Origin of the sequence: Micromonospora sp. NBRC 110038 (assembly GCF_020884815.1) — a bacterium.
Lineage (GTDB): Bacteria > Actinomycetota > Actinomycetes > Mycobacteriales > Micromonosporaceae > Micromonospora > Micromonospora haikouensis.
Map to the genome: position 1 here is coordinate 399,794 of NZ_BBOL01000006.1, position 17,804 is coordinate 417,597.

Annotated in this window: 12 protein-coding genes; 10 read left to right on the top strand and 2 right to left on the bottom strand. The window is 74.9% G+C overall.

Annotated elements, in window-relative coordinates; genetic code table 11:
• The first annotated feature begins 8 nt into the window (after positions 1–8).
• Genes LPU61_RS22830 through LPU61_RS22845 form a run of 4 tightly spaced genes read left to right on the top strand, consistent with a single transcriptional unit; the run spans position 9 to position 9,836 of the window.
• Positions 9–962 (top strand): TauD/TfdA family dioxygenase, encoded by a 954-nt coding sequence (locus LPU61_RS22830; RefSeq protein WP_077939858.1) that lies wholly within the window; start codon positions 9–11, stop codon positions 960–962.
• The gene (locus LPU61_RS22835; RefSeq protein ID WP_043968608.1) at positions 962–1,150 is read left to right on the top strand and encodes an MbtH family protein; all 189 of its coding nucleotides are present in this window, start codon (positions 962–964) and stop codon (positions 1,148–1,150) included. The genes LPU61_RS22830 and LPU61_RS22835 overlap by 1 nt, the downstream gene beginning before the upstream one ends.
• Entirely contained in the window at positions 1,147–4,269 is a 3,123-nt protein-coding gene (locus LPU61_RS22840) for a non-ribosomal peptide synthetase (RefSeq protein WP_229406060.1), read from the top strand. Before LPU61_RS22835 ends, LPU61_RS22840 begins: the two co-directional genes overlap by 4 nt.
• On the top strand, positions 4,266–9,836 hold the full coding sequence (locus LPU61_RS22845; RefSeq protein WP_229406061.1) for a non-ribosomal peptide synthetase/MFS transporter: 5,571 nt from the start codon (positions 4,266–4,268) through the stop codon (positions 9,834–9,836). Before LPU61_RS22840 ends, LPU61_RS22845 begins: the two co-directional genes overlap by 4 nt.
• A gap of 81 nt (positions 9,837–9,917) precedes the next feature.
• On the opposite strand, the gene LPU61_RS22850 is transcribed toward LPU61_RS22845, so the two are convergent.
• Entirely contained in the window at positions 9,918–11,222 is a 1,305-nt protein-coding gene (locus LPU61_RS22850; protein WP_229406062.1) for a hypothetical protein, read from the bottom strand.
• 106 nt (positions 11,223–11,328) lie between these two features.
• Here LPU61_RS22850 and LPU61_RS22855 point away from each other — a divergent pair, with 106 nt between their 5' ends.
• A complete protein-coding gene (locus LPU61_RS22855; protein WP_043968616.1) occupies positions 11,329–11,823 on the top strand; it encodes a type II toxin-antitoxin system PemK/MazF family toxin in 495 nt (164 codons plus the stop codon).
• 46 nt (positions 11,824–11,869) lie between these two features.
• Here the strand turns inward: LPU61_RS22855 and LPU61_RS22860 are convergent, their stop codons facing one another.
• The gene (locus LPU61_RS22860; RefSeq protein WP_043968618.1) at positions 11,870–12,520 is read right to left on the bottom strand and encodes a GGDEF domain-containing protein; all 651 of its coding nucleotides are present in this window, start codon (positions 12,518–12,520) and stop codon (positions 11,870–11,872) included.
• 263 nt (positions 12,521–12,783) lie between these two features.
• Here LPU61_RS22860 and LPU61_RS22865 point away from each other — a divergent pair, with 263 nt between their 5' ends.
• The 5 genes from LPU61_RS22865 (at position 12,784) to LPU61_RS22885 (ending at position 17,603) form a co-directional block, all read left to right on the top strand.
• The gene (locus LPU61_RS22865) at positions 12,784–13,023 is read left to right on the top strand and encodes a DUF397 domain-containing protein (RefSeq protein ID WP_043968620.1); all 240 of its coding nucleotides are present in this window, start codon (positions 12,784–12,786) and stop codon (positions 13,021–13,023) included.
• A gap of 198 nt (positions 13,024–13,221) precedes the next feature.
• The gene (locus tag LPU61_RS22870) at positions 13,222–14,055 is read left to right on the top strand and encodes a helix-turn-helix transcriptional regulator (RefSeq protein ID WP_043969518.1); all 834 of its coding nucleotides are present in this window, start codon (positions 13,222–13,224) and stop codon (positions 14,053–14,055) included.
• Between the two features lie 110 nt (positions 14,056–14,165).
• On the top strand, positions 14,166–15,014 hold the full coding sequence (locus tag LPU61_RS22875; RefSeq protein ID WP_043968621.1) for an SAM-dependent methyltransferase: 849 nt from the start codon (positions 14,166–14,168) through the stop codon (positions 15,012–15,014).
• A 79-nt stretch (positions 15,015–15,093) separates the two neighbouring features.
• Positions 15,094–16,623, top strand: coding sequence for a serine/threonine-protein kinase (locus LPU61_RS22880; protein WP_229406063.1), 1,530 nt, complete (start codon positions 15,094–15,096; stop codon positions 16,621–16,623).
• Positions 16,624–16,742: 119 nt separating this feature from the next.
• Entirely contained in the window at positions 16,743–17,603 is an 861-nt protein-coding gene (locus LPU61_RS22885) for a DedA family protein (protein ID WP_229406064.1), read from the top strand.
• The last annotated feature ends 201 nt before the right edge of the window (positions 17,604–17,804 follow it).

Below are 17,804 nucleotides of genomic sequence, written 5' to 3' on the forward strand. Positions count from 1 at the left end.
ACAGAGCAATGAGCGACACGATCGCCACGCTGCCGGTGGTCGTCGAAAACGACGGCCGGGCACTGACCGACCTGATCGGCGAGCGCCGCGCCGAGCTGCGGGCCGCCCTCGTCGACCACGGCGGGCTGCTGTTCCGCGGCTTCGACGTCGGCGGCGTCGACGGCTTCGACGCGGTGGTGCGGGCGCTGGCCGGGGAGCCGCTGGTCTACACCGAGCGGTCCTCGCCCCGGCACGCCATCAAGGGCCGGGTCTACACCTCGACCGACTACCCGCCGGACGAGGAGATCTTCCTGCACAACGAGAACTCGTACCAGGCGCGCTGGCCGTTGACGCTGTTCTTCTGGTGCGTCACGCCGCCGGACACCCTCGGCGCGACGCCCCTGGCGGACGTGCGCCGGGTGTACGAGCTGATCGACCCGGCCGTGCGGGAGGAGTTCGTGCGCCGCCGGTGGATGCTGGTGCGCAACTTCCACGCCGACTTCGGCACCCGCTGGCAGGACGTGTTCAACACCGACGACCGCGCCGAGGTCGAGGCGTACGCGGCGGCGAACCGGATCAGCCTGGAGTGGGTGGGCGCGGACGGGCTGCGCACCCGCGCCGTGCGCGAACCGGTGCACTACCGGCCCGGCTCGGACACCCCGCGCTGGTTCAACCACGCCACGTTCTTCCACCTGAGCACCCTGCCGCAGGAATACCAGGAGGGGCTGCTGGCGATGTTCGGCCCCGACGGGCTGCCGTCGAACACCTACTACGGCGACGGCGGCGAGATTCCCGCCGACGTGCTGGACCACCTGCGGGCCGCGTACCGGGCCGCCAGCGTCCGCTTCGACTACCAGCGCGACGACGTGCTGGTGGTCGACAACATGACGGCCGCGCACGCCCGGGAGCCGTTCACCGGCCCCCGCAAGATCGCAGTCGCGATGGCCGAGCCGCACACCCCCGAGAGCACTGGAGACAACTGATGGCCGAAACCCGATTCCTGGTCGTGCGCAACGACGAGGAGCAGTACTCGATCTGGTCGGCCGACCGGGAGCTCCCCGCGGGCTGGCACGACACCGGCTTCGCCGGCACGCGCTCCGAGTGCCTCGCCCACATCGACACCGTCTGGACCGACATGCGCCCCCGCTCCGTACGCGAGGCAGCCTCATGACGCGGGAGTGGACCTTCCCCGCCTCCTTCGCCCAGGAGCGGGTGTGGCTGGCCAACCAGCTCGACCCCGGCTCGCCGGTCTACAACGTGTCCAACCCGTGGCCCTTCCCGCCCGAGCTGGACGCCGACGCCGTGACCGAGGTGTTCAACCAGGTCGTCGCCCGGCACGAGGCGCTGCGCACCCACCTGCGCTCCGACGACGGGACGCTGGTGCAGGTGGTCCGCGAGCACGAGCCGGTCCGCCTGCCGGCCGAGGACCTGTCGGGCCTGCCCGAGGCCGAGCGGCTCGCCCGCTACCACGCGATCCGCGAGGAGCTGGCGCGCACCCCGATCCCGCTGGACGTTCCGCCGCTGTGGCGGGCCCGGCTGGTCAAGGTCAACGAGGCGTGGTCGGTGCAGTTCGTGGTGCACCACGCCGTCTTCGACGCCCACTCGGCGGTGCTGTTCACCACCGAGCTGTCCGCGTTCACCACGGCCGCGCTGACCGGCGCGCCCGCCGCCGTGCCCGAGCTGCCCATCCAGTACGCCGACTTCGCCGCCTGGCAGCGCGACCAGCTCGCCGGCCCGGAGCTGGACCGGCAGCTCGACTTCTGGAAGGCGTACCTGGCCGGCGCCCCCGCCGTGACCGGCCTGCCGCTGGACCGGCCCCGCCCGGCCCAGCTCGGCTTCGCGGGCGACGAGGTCCGCTTCGACCTGCCCGACGGGCTGCTCGACGCCGTCGGCGCCCTCGCCACCGCGTCGGCGGCCACCCCGTACATGGTGCTGCTGACCGGGTTCGCCGCGCTGCTGTCGCGGATCTCCGGCGACGACACCGTGGTCGTGGGCGTCTCCACCGCCGGCCGGGACACCGCCGAGGTGGCCCCGCTGATCGGCATGTTCGTCAACCCGGTGGCGCTGCGCTGCGACCTGACCGGCGACCCCACCGTCGCCGAACTGCTCGGCCGGGTCAAGGGCGGCCTGCTCGACGCGATGGAGCACGGGCAGACCCCGTTCCAGAAGATCGTCGAAGCGGTCGCCCCGCAGCGGGACCCGTCGGTGCAGCCGATCTTCCAGACCGCGCTGAACTTCATCCCCGACTCCGGCCTGGACCCGGTGCCGCTGGGCACCACGAAGGACGACCTGGCCTTCGACGTCACCGCGGGGGAGAGCCGGCTGGTCTACCGCACCGACCTGTTCGACCGGGCCACCGCCGAGGCGGTCGTCGCCCGCTACGTGCGGCTGCTCGCCGCCGCCGTCGCCGACCCCGGCCGGCGGGTCAGCGAGCTGCCCCTGCTCGACGACGCCGAGCGGCGACTGGTCCTCGACGCCTGGAACGCCACCGACCACGCCCGGCCGGCCGGCACCGTCGTCGACGCGGTGCAGCGGCAGGCCGCCGCCACCCCGCACGCCACCGCCCTGGTCTGCGACGGCGTCGAGCTGACGTACGCCGAGCTGAACGCCGCCGCGAACCGGCTGGCCCGGCTGCTGGTGGCGCGCGGGGCCGGCCCGGAGACCCGGGTCGCGCTGGCCCTGCCCCGCTCGGCCGACCTGCTGGTGGCCGTCCTCGCGGTGCTCAAGTCCGGGGCCGCGTACGTGCCGGTCGACACCGGCTACCCGGCGGCCCGGATCGCCTATCTCCTCGACGACGCCGAGCCGGCGCTGGTGCTCGCCGCCGCCGACACGGCGGCCCTGGTGCCCGGCGACGCGCTGGTGCTCGACCCGGGCACCGCCGCCGACCTCGACGCGGCCGACCTGACCGACGCCGACCGGGTCGCCCCGCTGCGCCCCGAACACCCGGCGTACGTGCTCTACACCTCCGGCTCCACCGGCCGCCCCAAGGGCGTCGTGGTGGAGCACCGGGCGGTGGCGGCCTACCTGGCCTGGGCCCGGGACGCCTACCCGGGGCTGGCCGGCACGGCGCTGCTGCACTCGCCGGTGTCGTTCGACCTGACCGTCACCGGGCTGCTCGGCCCGCTGACCGCCGGCGGCACCGTCCGGCTCGCCGCGATCGACGAGCCGGCCGCCCGCGCGGGCGGGAAGCCGGCGTTCCTGAAGGTCACCCCGAGCCACCTGCCGCTGCTCGACGACGCCCTGTCCCCGACGGCGGACCTGGTCATCGGCGGCGAGGCGCTCACCGGCGAACAGCTCGCCGCCTGGCGGGCCGCCCACCCGGGCGTGGCCGTCACCAACGAGTACGGCCCGACCGAGGCCACCGTCGGCTGCGTCGCCGCCCGCATCGCACCCGGGCAGGAGCTGGCCGCCGGGGCGGTGCCGATCGGCACGCCCACCTGGAACACCCGGGCGCTGCTGCTCGACGCCGCGCTGCACCCGGTGCCCCCGGGCGTGGCCGGCGAGCTGTACGTGGCCGGCGACCAGCTCGCCCGCGGCTATCTGCGCCGCCCCGGCCTGACCGCCGAGCGGTTCCTGCCCTGCCCGTACGGGCCGCCGGGGCAGCGCATGTACCGCACCGGCGACCTGGCCCGCTGGCGGGCCGACGGGACGCTGGAGTACCTGGGCCGCCGCGACGACCAGGTGAAGGTGCGCGGGATGCGCATCGAGCTGGGCGAGGTCGAGTCGGCCCTGCTGGCCCGGCCGGGCGTGCGGGCGGCGGCGGCGGCCGTGCGCGCCGACTCCGGCGAGCCGGCGCTGGTCGGCTACCTCGTCGGCGACGCCGACCCGGCGACGCTGGCGGCCGACCTGGCCCGGGAGCTGCCCGCGCACCTGGTGCCGGCCGCGTTCGTCACGCTCGACGCGCTGCCGCTGACCCCCAACGGCAAGCTGGACCGGGCCGCGCTGCCCGCCCCGGCCGCCCCGGCGGCGGTCGACGACGCGTACGTCGCCCCGCGCACCGACGCCGAGGCCCTGGTGGCCGAGGTGTACGCGGACATCCTCGGCGTGGAGAAGGTCGGCGCGGCCGACGACTTCTTCGCCCTCGGCGGCAACTCGCTGCGCGGCATGCGGGCGATGGCCCGCATCCGGGCCGAGGTGGACGTGGACCTGCCCATGCGGGCGCTGTTCGGCAGCCCGGTGGTGGCCGACCTGGCCGCCCAGATCGAGAAGCTGATCGCCGCGGAACTCGACGAGCTCTCCGACGCCGAGGTCGCCGAGCTGCTGGCGACGGAAGAGGGACCCACCGCATGACCGACCTGAAGGATCCGGCCCGGGAGGCGGCCCGGCAGGCGCTGATCGCCAAGCGCCTGCGCAAGCGGACCGCCGCCCCCGCCGCCCGGATCACCCCCCGGCCCCCCGGCACGCCGGTGCCGCTGTCGTACGCCCAGGAGCGGGTCTGGTTCATGGACCAGATCGCCCCGGGCGAGGCGGCGTACCACATCGCGGTGCCGCTGCGGGTGCGCGGACCGCTCGACGTCGCGGCCCTGCGCGGCGCGCTGGCCGCCCTGACCGCGCGGCACGAGTCGCTGCGCACCCGGTTCCCCGCCGACGCCGACGGCCGCCCCACGGTGGTGGTCGAGGAGTCCGTCGAGGTGCCGCTGACGGTGACGGAGGCGGCCGACGCCGACGCCGCGCAGGCGCTGGTGGAGGCCGCGTCGGCGGAGCCGTTCGACCTGGCCACCGGGCCGCTGCTGCGCGCCCTGCTGATCCGCCTCGCCCCCGATGACCACGTGCTGTTCCTGAGCAAGCACCACATCGTCGGCGACGGCTGGTCGGTGGACGTGCTGCTGCGCGACCTGATCACCCTCTACCACGGCGGCGAGCCGCCCGCCCTGCCCGTGCAGTACGGCGACTTCGCCGTGTGGGAGGGCAAGGAGCTGGACGGCCCGGCGGCCCGGGGGCACCTGGACTGGTGGAAGTCCCGGCTGGCCGGGATCACCCCGCTGGAGCTGCCGCTGGACGCGCCGCGCCCGGCCACCCAGACCTACCGGGGCGACTTCGTCGAGTTCCAGCTCGACCCGGCCGAGACCGAGCGGCTCAACGCGCTCACCCGCACGTCCGGCGCGACGCTGTTCATGACGCTGCTCGCCGCCTACCAGGTGCTGCTGTCCCGGCACGCCGGGCAGGAGGACTTCGCCGTCGGCGCGTCCGTGGCCGGCCGGTCCGTCCCCGAGCTGGAGAACGTCGTCGGCATGTTCATCAACATGCTGCCGCTGCGCGCCGAACTGGCCGGCGACCCGACGTTCACCGAGCTGCTGGAGCGCACCCGGCGCGGCGTGCTGGACGGCTTCGAGCACGCCGACGTGCCGTTCGCCAAGGTCGTGCACGAGCTGGGCCTGCCCCGCGACGTGAGCCGGTCCCCGGTGTTCCAGGCCATGTTCGTGTTGCAGAACTACGAGATGGGCCGGTTCACCGGGGTCTCCGACGCCGCCGACGTCCGCTTCGAGTGGACGCCGATGGAGCTGCGGGCCACCCGGTTCGACTTCGAGCTGCACGCCGTGGAGACCACCGAGGGGCTCTGGGGCAAGCTCGTCTTCAACACCGACCTGTTCACCCGGGCCACCGTCGAGCGGATCGCCCGCCGGTGGACCACCCTGCTGCGGGCGGTCGTCGCCGCACCGGACACCCCGGTCTCGGCCCTGCCGATGGTCGACCCCGCCGAGCGGGAGCTGCTGGCCGCCTGGAACGACACCGCGGCCGGGTTCCCGCAGGAGCAGACCCTGCACGGGCCGTTCGAGGCGCGGGCCGCCGCCACCCCCGACGCGGTGGCGCTGACCTTCGAGGGCCGTTCGGTCACGTACGCCGGGCTGAACGCCGCCGCGAACCGCGTCGCCCACCGGCTGCGCGCGGCCGGCGTCGGCCCGGAGACCCTGGTCGGCGTGTGCGCCGAGCGGTCGGTGGAGCTGGTCGCCGGGCTGCTCGGCGTGCTCAAGGCCGGCGGCGCGTACCTGCCGCTGGACCCGGAGTACCCGGCCGACCGGCTGTCGTTCATGGTCACCGACGCGGCCGCGCCCGTCGTGCTGGTGCAGGAGCACCTGCGCGACGTGCTGCCCGACACCGGCGCGACGGTGCTCGCCCTCGACGACACCGCGACGTGGGCCGACCAGCCCACCACCGACCCCGCGCCGACGGCCGGGCCCGGCAACCTCGCGTACGTCATCTACACCTCCGGCTCCACCGGCCGGCCCAAGGGCGTGCCGAACACCCACCGGGGCATCGTCAACCGGCTGCACTGGAAGCAGGAGACCTACCGGCTCGCCGCCGACGACGCGGTGCTGCAGAAGACCCCCGCCAGCTTCGACGTGTCGGTGTGGGAGTTCTTCTGGCCGCTGCGCGAGGGCGCGCGGTTGGTGCTGGCGAAGCCCGGCGGCCACAAGGACGCCGGCTACCTGCGGGACCTGCTGGTGGCCGAGCGGATCACCACCGCCCACTTCGTGCCGTCGATGCTGACGGTCTTCCTCGGCGAGGACGGCATCGAGGCGGCCACCGGGCTGCGTCGGGTGATCTGCTCCGGCGAGGAGCTGCCGCTGGCCTCGGCGGTGGAGTTCACCACCCGGCTGCCCTGGTGCGAGCTGCACAACCTGTACGGCCCCACCGAGGCGGCCATCGACGTCAGTGCCTGGCACTGCGACCCGGCGGCGCTCGCCGGGCTGTCCGGCGTGCCGATCGGCGGGCCGATCGCCAACCTGCGGCTGCACGTGCTCGACGCGGCCGGCAACGAGTGCCCGGTCGGCGTGGCGGGGGAGCTGCACATCGGCGGCGTCGGCCTGGCCCGGGGCTACCACCGCCGGCCGGCGCTGACCGCCGAGCGGTTCGTGCCCGACCCGTTCTCCGGCGAGCCGGGGGCCCGGCTGTACCGCACCGGCGACCTGGCCCGCTGGGTCGTCTCCCCGGCCGGCAACGGCAACGGCGACGCGGCCGGCAACGCTGACGCGGCCGGCGGCGGGGTGGCGGCCGGCGACGGCCCGCACGGGGTGATCGAGTTCCTCGGCCGCATCGACCACCAGGTGAAGCTGCGCGGCCTGCGCATCGAGCTGGGCGAGATCGAGAGCGCCCTGCGGGAGCAGCCGGGCGTCACCGAGGCGGCCGTCATCGTCCGCGAGGACACCCCGGGCGACAAGCGGCTCACCGCGTACCTGGTGGGCGACGCCGAGCACGCCGCGTTGAAGGCGGCGCTGAAGGAGACGCTGCCCGAATACATGGTGCCGACCGCGTTCGTCACCCTCGACGCGCTGCCGCTGAGCCCCAACGGCAAGCTCGACCGGCGGGCGCTGCCCGCGCCCGTGGTGACCCGAGAGGCGTCGGTGGCGCTGGTCGAGCCGCGCGACGACACCGAGCGGCTGCTGGCCGGGATCTGGTCGGAGGTGCTGGGCGTCGACACGCTCGGCATCGACGACGACTTCTTCGACCTGGGCGGGCACTCGATGCTCGCCACCCAGGTCGTCGCGAAGATCCGCAAGGCCGAGCACGGCGGGCGGCCCGTCGGCGTGATGGACCTGTTCCAGCAGCGGACCATCCGCGAGCTGGCCGCGTTCATGACCGGCGACGCCGCCGACGACGGCCCGCGCCGGCTGCTCTACGAGCTGACCAAGCCGATCCCGGCGGGCAAGCGGGTCCGCACGTACGTCTGCGTCCCCTACGGCGGCGGCAGCGCCATCGTCTACCAGCCCCTCGCCGACGCCCTGCCCGCCGGCAACGCCCTGTACTCGCTGGCGATCCCCGGCCACGACGTGGGCCTCAGCGAGGAGGGCCTGCCGTTCGAGGAGCTGACCCGGCGGGTCGCCGACGAGATCGTCGAGCGGATCTCCGGCCCGATCGTCCTGTACGGCCACTGCGGCGTCGGCAGCGCCATCGTCGCCGAGGTGGCCCGCAAGGTCGAGGCGGCCGGCCGGGAGCTGGAGGCGCTCTACATCGGCGCGATGTTCCCGTTCGCCCGCCCGAAGGGCCTCTTCGCCGCCGCCCGCAACCGTCTCGAACGGCTGCGCAGCAACAAGCACTACGCGAGCTGGCTCAAGTCGATGGGCGTCGACACCGACGAGCTGGACCCGGAGCAGGCCGACCGGATCATCAGCAACATGCGGGCCGACTCCCGCGCCTCCGAGGAGTACTTCACCGGGCTGCTCGACGCCGGTGCGGCGAAGCTGCGCGCCCCGATCGTCTCGGTGGTCGGCTCCGAGGACCCGGTGACCGACTACTTCACCGAGCGGTACGCCGAGTGGCAGTTCCTCACCGACACCGTCGGGCTGGTCGTGCTCGACCAGGCGGGGCACTTCTTCCTCAAGTACCGGGCCGACGAGCTGGCGGAGATCGTCACGTCGGTGCACCCGGCGGTGCGCGCCGACGACACGACCGCCCTGGAGGCGGCGGCCCGGGGCGAGGACGCCGGCTGGGTCGTCGCCGACCACCAGCGCGTCGGCGCGGACCGGAGCCCCGAGCGGGCCGTGGTCAAGCCGAGCATGGGCCGGTTCGTCGCGGTCACCGCCGGCCAGCTCGTCTCCACCACCGGCTCGGCGTTGACCGCGTTCGCCCTGCCGATCTGGCTGTTCACCCAGACCGGCTCGGTGGCGAACCTGGGCCTGCTGTGGGCGCTGGCGCTGATCTGCGGCGTGCTGATGCTGCCCATCGCGGGCGCGATCACCGACCGGGTCAGCCGCCGTCGCATCATGATGATCGCCAGCTCCGCCGCCGGGTCGATCCAGCTGGTGCTGGCCGCCCTGCTCTGGACGGACAACCTGCGGCTGTGGATGATCTACGCCCTGGTGGCGCTCAGCCAGGTCGCCGGGTCGTTCCAGCGCATCGCGTTCCAGTCGGCGGTGCCGCAGCTCGTGCCGAAGCGCTACCTCGGCCACGCGATGGGCGTCACCCAGCTCACCAACGGCTTCGCGATGCTGTTGATGCCGGTCTTCGCCGCCGGCCTGCTGGCCGCCATCGAGCTCAAGGGCATCCTGCTCATCGACGTGGCCAGCTACGTGGTGGCGGTGACGACCCTGGCGGTGGTCCGCTTCCCCGACCTGCTCGGCTGGCGGCCCCGGGAACGGCTGCTCGTCGCGATCGCCAACGGGCTGCGCTACTCGTGGCAGCACCAAGGCTTCCGGCTCATGCTGGGCTACTTCGCGATCGGCAACATCTTCCTGGCCCCGGCGCTGGTGCTGACCACCCCGCTGGTGCTCTCCTTCGCCACGGCGACGCAGGTGGCGCAGGTGGCCCTGGCGGAGGCGCTCGGCGCGGTGGCCGGCGGCGTGCTGATGTCGCTGTGGGGCGGCCCCCGCCACCGGCGGATGATCGGCGTCCTGATCGGCAACCTCGGCACCGCGCTCGGCTGCGTCGTGATCGGCCTGGACGCCTCCGTGGTGGTCATCTGCGTCGGGGCGTTCTGGCTGGCCATGTCCATGACCACCGCCCAGTCGATCTACGCGACGATCGTCCAGGTGAAGGTGCCGCAGCGCTACCACGGCCGGGTGTTCAGCCTCAACCAGACCATCTCCTGGTCGACGCTGCCCATCGGGTTCGCGCTGCTCGCGCCGGCGGCCACCGGCCTGTTCGAGCCGATGCTCGCCGAGGGCGGGTCGCTCGCCGGGTCGGTGGGCGCGGTCATCGGCACCGGTCCGGGCCGGGGCATCGGCTTCGCGTACGTCTGCTTCGGCGCGGCGCTGGTGCTGGTCACCCTCGGCGGCTTCGCGATCCGGCTGCTGCGCCGCTTCGACGTGGAGGTGCCGGACTCGCTGCCCGACGACCTGATCGGCGCGCAGGAGCGCGAGCGGCGGCTCGCCGCCCGGGCCGCGCAGCGGCAGGAGGAGAAGGTGCCCGTGGCGGCCTGACCCGCCCGGCCGGCCCGTGGGCCGGCCACCACCCGGGCCGAGGGGCCTGCGGCGGTCCACCGCCGCAGGCCCCTCGCGCGTTCAGGCCCCCGGCGGGTCGGCCAGGTCGGCGTCGGCGACGTCGTCGGGCTCGGCGACCCAGCCGGAGAAGACCGGCACCCCGTGCCACGGGCCGGTGCCGCCGCCGCGCCGGTCGGTGGCGACGGCCACCACGGCGTACGGGTGGCCGAAGCGCAGCTCCGCGACGCGGGCCACCCCGAGCGGGGGCAGGCTGACCCGAGCGAACATCCCGGTGACGGCCGCCGCGGCGAACCCGTACCGGCTGTAGCGGGCGGCGACCGCCTGCCGGGCCCGCACGTCGCCCGCGCCCACCAGCGGGGCGAGCACCCGGCCGGCGGCGGCGAACCCGATCCCGGTCAGGTCGTGCTCGTCGCGCGCCGACCAGCAGGGCAGCGCCGCCGTGTGCCGCTGCTCCCGGCGGTCGGGGGCGAACGTGCGCACGGCCTCCTCGCGCAGCGTCCACAGCGGGGTGTCGCCCAGCGGCAGGTCGAACAGTGACCGCCGGCCGGCAGGCTCGTCGGCGTCGGTGTGGGCGGCGATCCGGTACGCGGCGGCGAGCACGTCGGCCGGGGCCACCCCGGGGGCGGCGGCCACCGAGACCACCGACAGCCCCGCCCCGGCGGTGTCGGTTCCGCCGCCGTTCGCGCCGCCCGCCGCGTGCCCGCCGGTGCCGTCCCCGGCCGGCTGCGCCGCCGCCACGTGCACGGCGACGTCCCCGGCCTCCGGTGTCGCGGCGATCCACGCGCGGTGCCCGTGCGCCGGGGTGCGCAGCACCCGGGTCAGCCGCCCGGCCCACGGGCTGTCCGGGCCGAGCGCCCCGGCCGGGGCGAGGTCGAACGGGGTGGCCCAGGAGATCCGGGTGGCCACGGCCGAGGCCAGGGCGAGCGCCACCCGGGGGGTGAGCGTCAGCGGGAACCGCTCGACCAGCCCGAGGCTGTGCTCGCGGGCCCACGCGTCGAGGCCGGCCTGGTCCGGCAGCGGGCCGGTTCCGGTGGCGCGGGGGAGGGCGGCCCGCCAGGCGTCCAGCCCGGCGGTCTCCGTGTCGGGCCGGTGCCAGACGGCCGTCGCCGACGGCACCAGGGGATGCGGCGCGTCCAGCAGGTCGGCGGCGATCCGGGCGGCCCGCGCCGGTGCGATGCCCAGCGCGTCGGCGAGCCCGGCGGCGTCCCCGTCGAGCCCGGCGGCGTCGCCGTCGGGAGCGGCCGACGCGCAGAGGGCGAGCAGCAGCCACGCGCCCAGCGGGGACGCGACGTGGTGCCGGTCGCCGGCCGAGGCGTGCAGCCGGGCGGCGTAGCGGGCCAGCGGGGCGTGGAGGTTCGTCGTCATGCCCCTACTGTGCCCGGCGGGGTCCCGTTCGCCCGGCGGTGGCTGCACCGCGTCTCCTCCCGCCGTGGGTGGGCGGCGGGCCGGGGGACGGGTTAGGCTGCCCGCCGTGGCAGGTCTGTTGAGGAGTGTGGCGTCCCGGCTGGGGCGGGTGGCCCGCGGCGGGGCCGCGCCGACGCGTACCCCCGGTCCGATCCCGGCCCAGGTGGCGCGGCGCCGGCAGGTCTCCGCGTTGCAGCGCCGGGAGCTCAGCTACGCACCGGAGCCCGACGGTCAGGCCGACCCGGGTGAGGTCGTCTGGACGTGGGTCCCCTACGAGGACGACCCCCGGCAGGGCAAGGACCGCCCGGTGCTGGTGGTCGGGCGGTCCAGCCGGACCCTGTTCGGCCTGATGCTGTCCAGCCAGGGCGAGCGGGACGGCCAGCGGCACTGGCTGGCGCTGGGCCCGGGCGCCTGGGACCGGGACAACCGGCCCAGCTGGGTGCGGCTCGACCGCGTCCTCACCATGCGGGAGGACAGCATCCGCCGCGAGGGCGCGGTGCTGGACCGGGCGCGTTTCGACCGGGTCGGCCAGGCCCTGCGCGCCGGCTACGGCTGGCGCTGAGCCCCGGCGGCCGGTCCCGGGCGCGAGGGCGTGCCGGGGCCGGGCGTCAGCACTCGGCGAGGCGCGCGCTGTCGACGAGCTGGCGGGCAGAGCGGGAGGTGCCGACGCTCTTCGCCCGGTACATCGCCGCGTCGGCGCGGTCGAGCGCCTCGGTGAGCTGGGTCGGGCAGGTGACCGGGGCGAGCCCGACGGAGGCGGTGACCCGCAGGCTCAGGCCGCCGAGGGGGATCGGCGCGGCGAGTGACTCGCAGAGCCGGCGGGAGGCGTGCTCGATCCACCGTCGGTCGACGGTCGGGGTGACCAGCAGACCCGCGAACTCGTCGCCGCCGAGGCGGGCCACGAGGTTGTCCCCGGCGAAGGCGGCCAGCCGTTCGGCCACGCTGACCAGCACCTGGTCCCCGGCGGCGTGCCCGTAGCGGTCGTTGACCTGCTTGAAGTCGTCCAGGTCGAGCACGATGGCGATCAGTGGCTGGCCGGCGGTGTCGGTGAGCAGGGTCGCGGCCAGCCGGAAGAAGGCGCGCCGGTTGGGCAGCCCGGTGAGCGGGTCGTGGCTGGCGGCGTGCCGTTCGGCGGCCAGCTCGGCCTGGAGGTGCTCGATCTCCGCCTCGGCGAGCATGGCCCGGCGGCGCAGTTGCCATGCGGAGACCAGGGCTCCGGCGGCCGAGATGCCGGACGCGATGGTCAACGGATCCGGCACGAACCCTCCTCACCGCGTCTGCCCACGCGCCCGGCCGTGCCGGCCAGGTGCCCGTGGGGACTCCTGTTTTCCCTGGTGCAGCCCCAGGTGAGGTAACCCAAAGTGAACACCTAGGTACACCCTCGTTGGGCTATCATGCTCGCTGTCCGGTGCAGATGCAATAGCAGATGCACGTGCAGCAAATCCCGTCGTAAGCCCCGACCCCTCGCCAGCACACCGCTCCTCCCGCGGCATCGGCAGGCTCTTGACAAGAAAGATGCCCCATGCAGCAGCCCCGCAACGGCGTTCCCACTGCACAGCTCCCCCCGTTGACCTGGATGAAGAGTCGACGGAGCAATCCCAGCGGCAACTGCGTCGAGCTCGCCGAGCTTCCCGGTGGCGCCGGCATCGCCGTCCGTAACTCCCGCTACCCCGACGGTCCGGCGCTGATCTACACGATCGACGAGATCGCGGCCTTCGTCCTCGGCGCCAGGGACGGCGACTTCGACCACCTGATCGGCTGACCCTGGGTCACCCCTCGGCTGCGTCCCGTCAACGGGACCGAAACGCCGACCGGCCGGGTTCACCTCACTGTCGGTCCATGGCATGCTTACACGTCGGCCGGGGTGGGGCCCGGTGCGACGAAGGCAGCAAGCGGAGGTCGGCGCGTGACGATGGTTCCCACGGAAGGTGGCCCGGCCACCGGCCCAACCGTGCTGCGCATGCTGCTCGGCGCGCAGCTGCGCCGCCTGCGGGAGGCCAGCGGGGTGACCCGGGAGGGCGCCGGCTGGGAGATCCGGGCCTCCGAGTCGAAGATCAGCCGGATGGAGCTCGGGCGGGTCGGCTTCAAGGAGCGCGACGTCGCCGACCTGCTCAGCCTCTACGGGGTCACCGACACCACCGAGCGGGAGGCCCTGCTCAAGCTCGCCCGCGACGCCAACAGCCCCGGCTGGTGGCACCGCTACGGCGACGTGCTGCCGTCGTGGTTCCAGTCCTACCTGGGCCTGGAGGCGGCCGCCGCGCTGATCCGCAGCTACGAGGTGCAGTTCGTGCCGGGCCTGCTCCAGACCCCGGAGTACGCCCGGGCCGTCGTCCTGCTCGGTCACCGTGGGGCCGGGGCGGACGAGATCGACCGCCGGGTGGGCCTGCGCATGCAGCGCCAGGAGCTGCTCCGTCGCCCGCGGCCGCCGCAACTGTGGGCCGTCGTGGACGAGGCGGCGCTGCGCCGGCCGATCGGCGGCCCCCAGGTCATGCGCGACCAGCTCACCGCCCTGATCGAGGCGACCCGGGCGCCGCACGTGCGGTTGCAGATCATCCCGTTCGACGCGGGCGGCCACGCCGCGGCCGGCGGCGCGTTCACCATCCTGCGCTTCGGCGACCAGGACCTGCCCGACATCGTCTACATCGAGCAGCTCACCAGCGCGATCTACCTCGACAAGCGCGAGGACCTCGACTACTACGCGGCGGCCATGGAACGGCTCTGCGTCGAGGCCGAGCCCCCGGAGCGCACCCCGGAACTCCTCACCCGGCTGCGCGACGAGCTCTACCCGGGATAGCGGGTTCCCTGGTCGGGGCGGCGGCGCGCGCTGCCTCTACGATGGTCGACATCGGCGACAGTGGACGGACGCCGGCGTAACAGGTCAGCGCAGAGCCATGGAGGCACCCCTTGACCACCGATGCCCCCGGCACCTCGACCGGTCCCGCCCACCCCAGCGACCGGATCGACACCTCGGTGGCGCATCCCGCCCGCCGCTACAACTACCTGCTGGGCGGCAAGGACAACTTCCAGGCCGACCGGGACTCCGGCGACGCGATGGCCGCGGCCTTCCCGACCATCCGCACCGCCGCCCTGGAGAACCGCCGCTTCCTCAAGCGAACCGTCGGTTACCTCGCCCGCGAGGCCGGCGTCCGGCAGTTCCTCGACATCGGCACCGGCATCCCCACCGCCGACAACACCCACGAGGTCGCCCAGGCCGCCGACCCGCAGGCCCGGGTGGTGTACGTCGACAACGACCCCATCGTGCTCGCCCACGCCCGGGCGCTGCTGACCAGCTCGCCCGAGGGCGCCACCGCCTACATCGACGCCGACCTGCGGGACCCGGAGAAGATCCTGCGCCACCCCGACCTGCTCCGCACCATCGACCTGGGGCAGCCGGTGGCGCTGATGCTGGTCGCGATCCTGCACTTCCTGCCCGACCCCGACGACCCGTACGCGGTGGTCCGTCGGTTGCTGGACGCGCTGCCCCCCGGCAGCTACCTGGCCGCCTCGCACGCCACCTACGACCACCTGCCCGAGCAGGTGGCGCAGGAATCCAGGGTGGCGACGCGGACCGGCAGCTCGCGCGACGTGATCAGCCTGCGCAGCCGGGAGGAGTTCGCCGGCTTCTTCGCCGGGCTGGAGCTCGTCGACCCGGGCATCGCCTCGATCGCCCAGTGGCGCGCCGAGCGGGAGCCGCAGCCCCGGCCCTCGGTGGTCGACGTCAGCATGTACGGGGCCGTGGCCCGCAAGCCCTGACCCACCGCCACCGGCCCGGCCCCGGCGCCGGCCACCGCGACTGGTGCCCGGCGCCGGCCGGCAGGCAGACTGGACCACCATGTCGCCGTTCACGCCCACCCTGCGGCTGCACGACCGCTACGTCCTGCGCGAGCGCATCGGCCTCGGCGGAATGTCCGAGGTGTGGCGCGCCGACGACGAGGTCCTGCACCGTCCCGTCGCGGTCAAGGCGCTCGCGGCCCAGCTCGCCGCCGACCCGCACCTGCGCGCCACCCTGCAGCGCGAGGCCCGCGCCGCCGCCCGGCTCACCCACCCGCACGTCACCCAGGTGTACGACTACGGCGAGGCGGTCCTCGGCGGCGGGACGGTGGTGCCGTACCTGGTGATGGAACTGGTCGAGGGGCGCAGCCTCGCCGACCGGCTCGCCGCCGGCCCGCTGCCCTGGCCCGACGCCGTCCGGCTGGCCGGTCAGGTCGCCGCCGCGCTCGCCGCCGCGCACCGCATCGGCGTGGTGCACCGCGACATCAAGCCCGCCAACATCATGCTCACCGAGAGTGGCGCGAAGGTGCTCGACTTCGGCATCGCCGCCCCGGCCGGGCCGCACCAGCCCCGCACGGGTCCGCACCAGCCTCGCGTCGGGCCGGGCGACGAGCCGATGATGGGCACCCCCGCCTACTTCGCCCCCGAGCGGTTCGACCCCGGGCCGCCGAACCCCGCCAGCGACGTGTACGCCCTCGGGGCCCTGCTCTACCGCGCCCTCGCCGGCCGGGCCCCGCTGCCTGTGCAGACCTGGGAGGACGCCATCGAGGCGCACGCGCAGCGCCGGCAGGCCCCGCCGCTGCGCGTCCCCGGGCTGCCCCCGGACGTCGCCGCGCTCACCCTCGCCTGTCTGAGCGCCGACCCGGCCCGGCGACCCACCGCCGCCCACCTGGCCCGCCGGCTCGGCGCGACGCCGGCCGCCGAATCCCCGGCCGGAATCCGGCCTGCCGCCTCGGCCCCGACCCGGCCCGCCGCCTCGCCGCTCCCGGAGCACCCGCCGACCCTGGTCGATCGCGCGGGGCCGTGGGCGTCTCCCGCCCGCCCCGGGCGGTCGTCCGTTCCGGTGGCTGAGCCCCGTCCGGTGGCTGAGCCCGTCCGGCGCGCGCCGCGCGGCCCGGGCCAGGGCAACCGCCTGCTCGGCGTCCTCGTCGCCGCAGGGTTGGCGCTGCTCGTCGGCGTGGTCGCGCTGCTCGCCCTCGACGACGGTGCCCCGGCCCCGCCGGCCGGGGCGCCCGCAACCGTCACGCCCGCCGACGGGCGCAAGGCCGAACCGCCCCCGTCGGCCGCCGCCCCGCCGACGACCGCACGATCGCGGCCGGTCACGTTGCGCCAGCTCGCCGCCGAGTTCACCGCCCTGGTCGACGAGGCGCAGGCGCGCGGCGACATCGACCGCAAGACCGCCGACGAGCTGCGCGAGGAGGTCGCCGAGCTGAACCGGGGCAAGCTCAAGGACCGGGCCAAGCACCTGCGGGAGCTGCGCGAGGACATCGCCGAGGCGATCGAGCGCGACCGGATCGGCGCGGAGACCGCCGCCCGGCTGCGGGAGCTGCTCACCGGCTTCCCGGGGGCGCGCGGCGACGCGGCGGGCTGACGGGCCGCACCGACACGGACCATCCACGATGTACGGCCTGCCCGCTGCCCGCCTTGCCCGCCCCCGGCCCGCCGGCCCGGGGCGTGGCAGCCGGCGGGAACGGTCACTAACGTTGTCGGATGATCAGCACGCAGCCGCTCCTGCCCTTCCCTCGTACGGTCGCCGCCGGTCCCGAACCCGGGTCCGACGGACCGGTCGGATTCGTCACGGGCCTGGTCGAACGGCTGGGTGGCCCCGGCGCCGGGCTGGCGGTCGCGCTGGAGAACCTCTTCCCGCCCATCCCCAGCGAGGTGATCCTGCCGCTGGCCGGATTCGTCGCCAGCCAGGGACGGATGAGCCTGGTCGGGGCGATCGGCTGGACCACCCTCGGCTCGGTGGTCGGCGCGCTGGCGCTCTACTGGATCGGCGCCATGCTGGGCCGGGACCGGATGCGGGCCATCGCCGCCAAGCTGCCGCTGGTCAAGCTCGAGGACGTCGACCGCACGGAGGCGTGGTTCCTCCGGCACGGCGTCAAGGCGGTGTTCTTCGGCCGGATGATCCCGGTGTTCCGCAGTCTCATCTCGATCCCGGCCGGCGTGGAGCGGATGCCGGTCCTGACGTTCCTGCTGTACACGACGCTGGGCAGCCTCATCTGGAACACGGTCTTCGTCATGGCGGGCTACCTGCTCGGCGAGAACTGGCACGTGGTCGAGTCCTACGTCGGCACGTTCCAGAACGTGGTCATCGCCGTGTCCGCGCTGGCGGTCGCGTGGTTCGTCGTCACCCGGGTACGCCGGTCCCGCGCCGCGCGGCGGGACGCCCCGGCCTCCCCGTCCGTCGATGGCCCGTCCCTGGGCGGTGTGTCCGCCGACGGCGCGTCTGCGCAGGGGCCGTCCGCCGGTGCCGATCAGGTGCTGCCGGCCGGGTCGGAACGCGGCACGGGGGAGTACCGGGGAACGGTCTACCGCAGCGGCTCCTGGCGCGGCGGGCCTGAGCACTGACGGGTCAGCGCGTCCCCCCGCCCGGTTGATCGACTCCAGGTCGGGGACATGGGGGTATCCCGCGCCGTTGATACCCCCACCTGCCCGGCATCCCGTCACGCGACCGCCCGATTGGGCGGATTGTCCGACCCGGCGGGGTGGCGTGGGGCGGGTTCGGCGTGGGCGCGACGTGGGGGGCGGGGCGGGGCCGGGGTGACCGAT

What these genes read in the sequence shown, in the direction of transcription:
- LPU61_RS22830 (WP_077939858.1), top strand. Translation starts at nt 9, where the DNA reads ATGAGCGACACGATCGCCACGCTGCCGGTGGTCGTCGAAAACGACGGC.
- LPU61_RS22835 (WP_043968608.1), top strand. Translation starts at nt 962, where the DNA reads ATGGCCGAAACCCGATTCCTGGTCGTGCGCAACGACGAGGAGCAGTAC.
- LPU61_RS22840 (WP_229406060.1), top strand. Translation starts at nt 1,147, where the DNA reads ATGACGCGGGAGTGGACCTTCCCCGCCTCCTTCGCCCAGGAGCGGGTG.
- LPU61_RS22845 (WP_229406061.1), top strand. Translation starts at nt 4,266, where the DNA reads ATGACCGACCTGAAGGATCCGGCCCGGGAGGCGGCCCGGCAGGCGCTG.
- LPU61_RS22850 (WP_229406062.1), bottom strand. Translation starts at nt 11,222, where the DNA reads ATGACGACGAACCTCCACGCCCCGCTGGCCCGCTACGCCGCCCGGCTG.
- LPU61_RS22865 (WP_043968620.1), top strand. Translation starts at nt 12,784, where the DNA reads ATGCAGCAGCCCCGCAACGGCGTTCCCACTGCACAGCTCCCCCCGTTG.
- LPU61_RS22870 (WP_043969518.1), top strand. Translation starts at nt 13,222, where the DNA reads ATGCTGCTCGGCGCGCAGCTGCGCCGCCTGCGGGAGGCCAGCGGGGTG.
- LPU61_RS22880 (WP_229406063.1), top strand. Translation starts at nt 15,094, where the DNA reads ATGTCGCCGTTCACGCCCACCCTGCGGCTGCACGACCGCTACGTCCTG.
- LPU61_RS22885 (WP_229406064.1), top strand. Translation starts at nt 16,743, where the DNA reads ATGATCAGCACGCAGCCGCTCCTGCCCTTCCCTCGTACGGTCGCCGCC.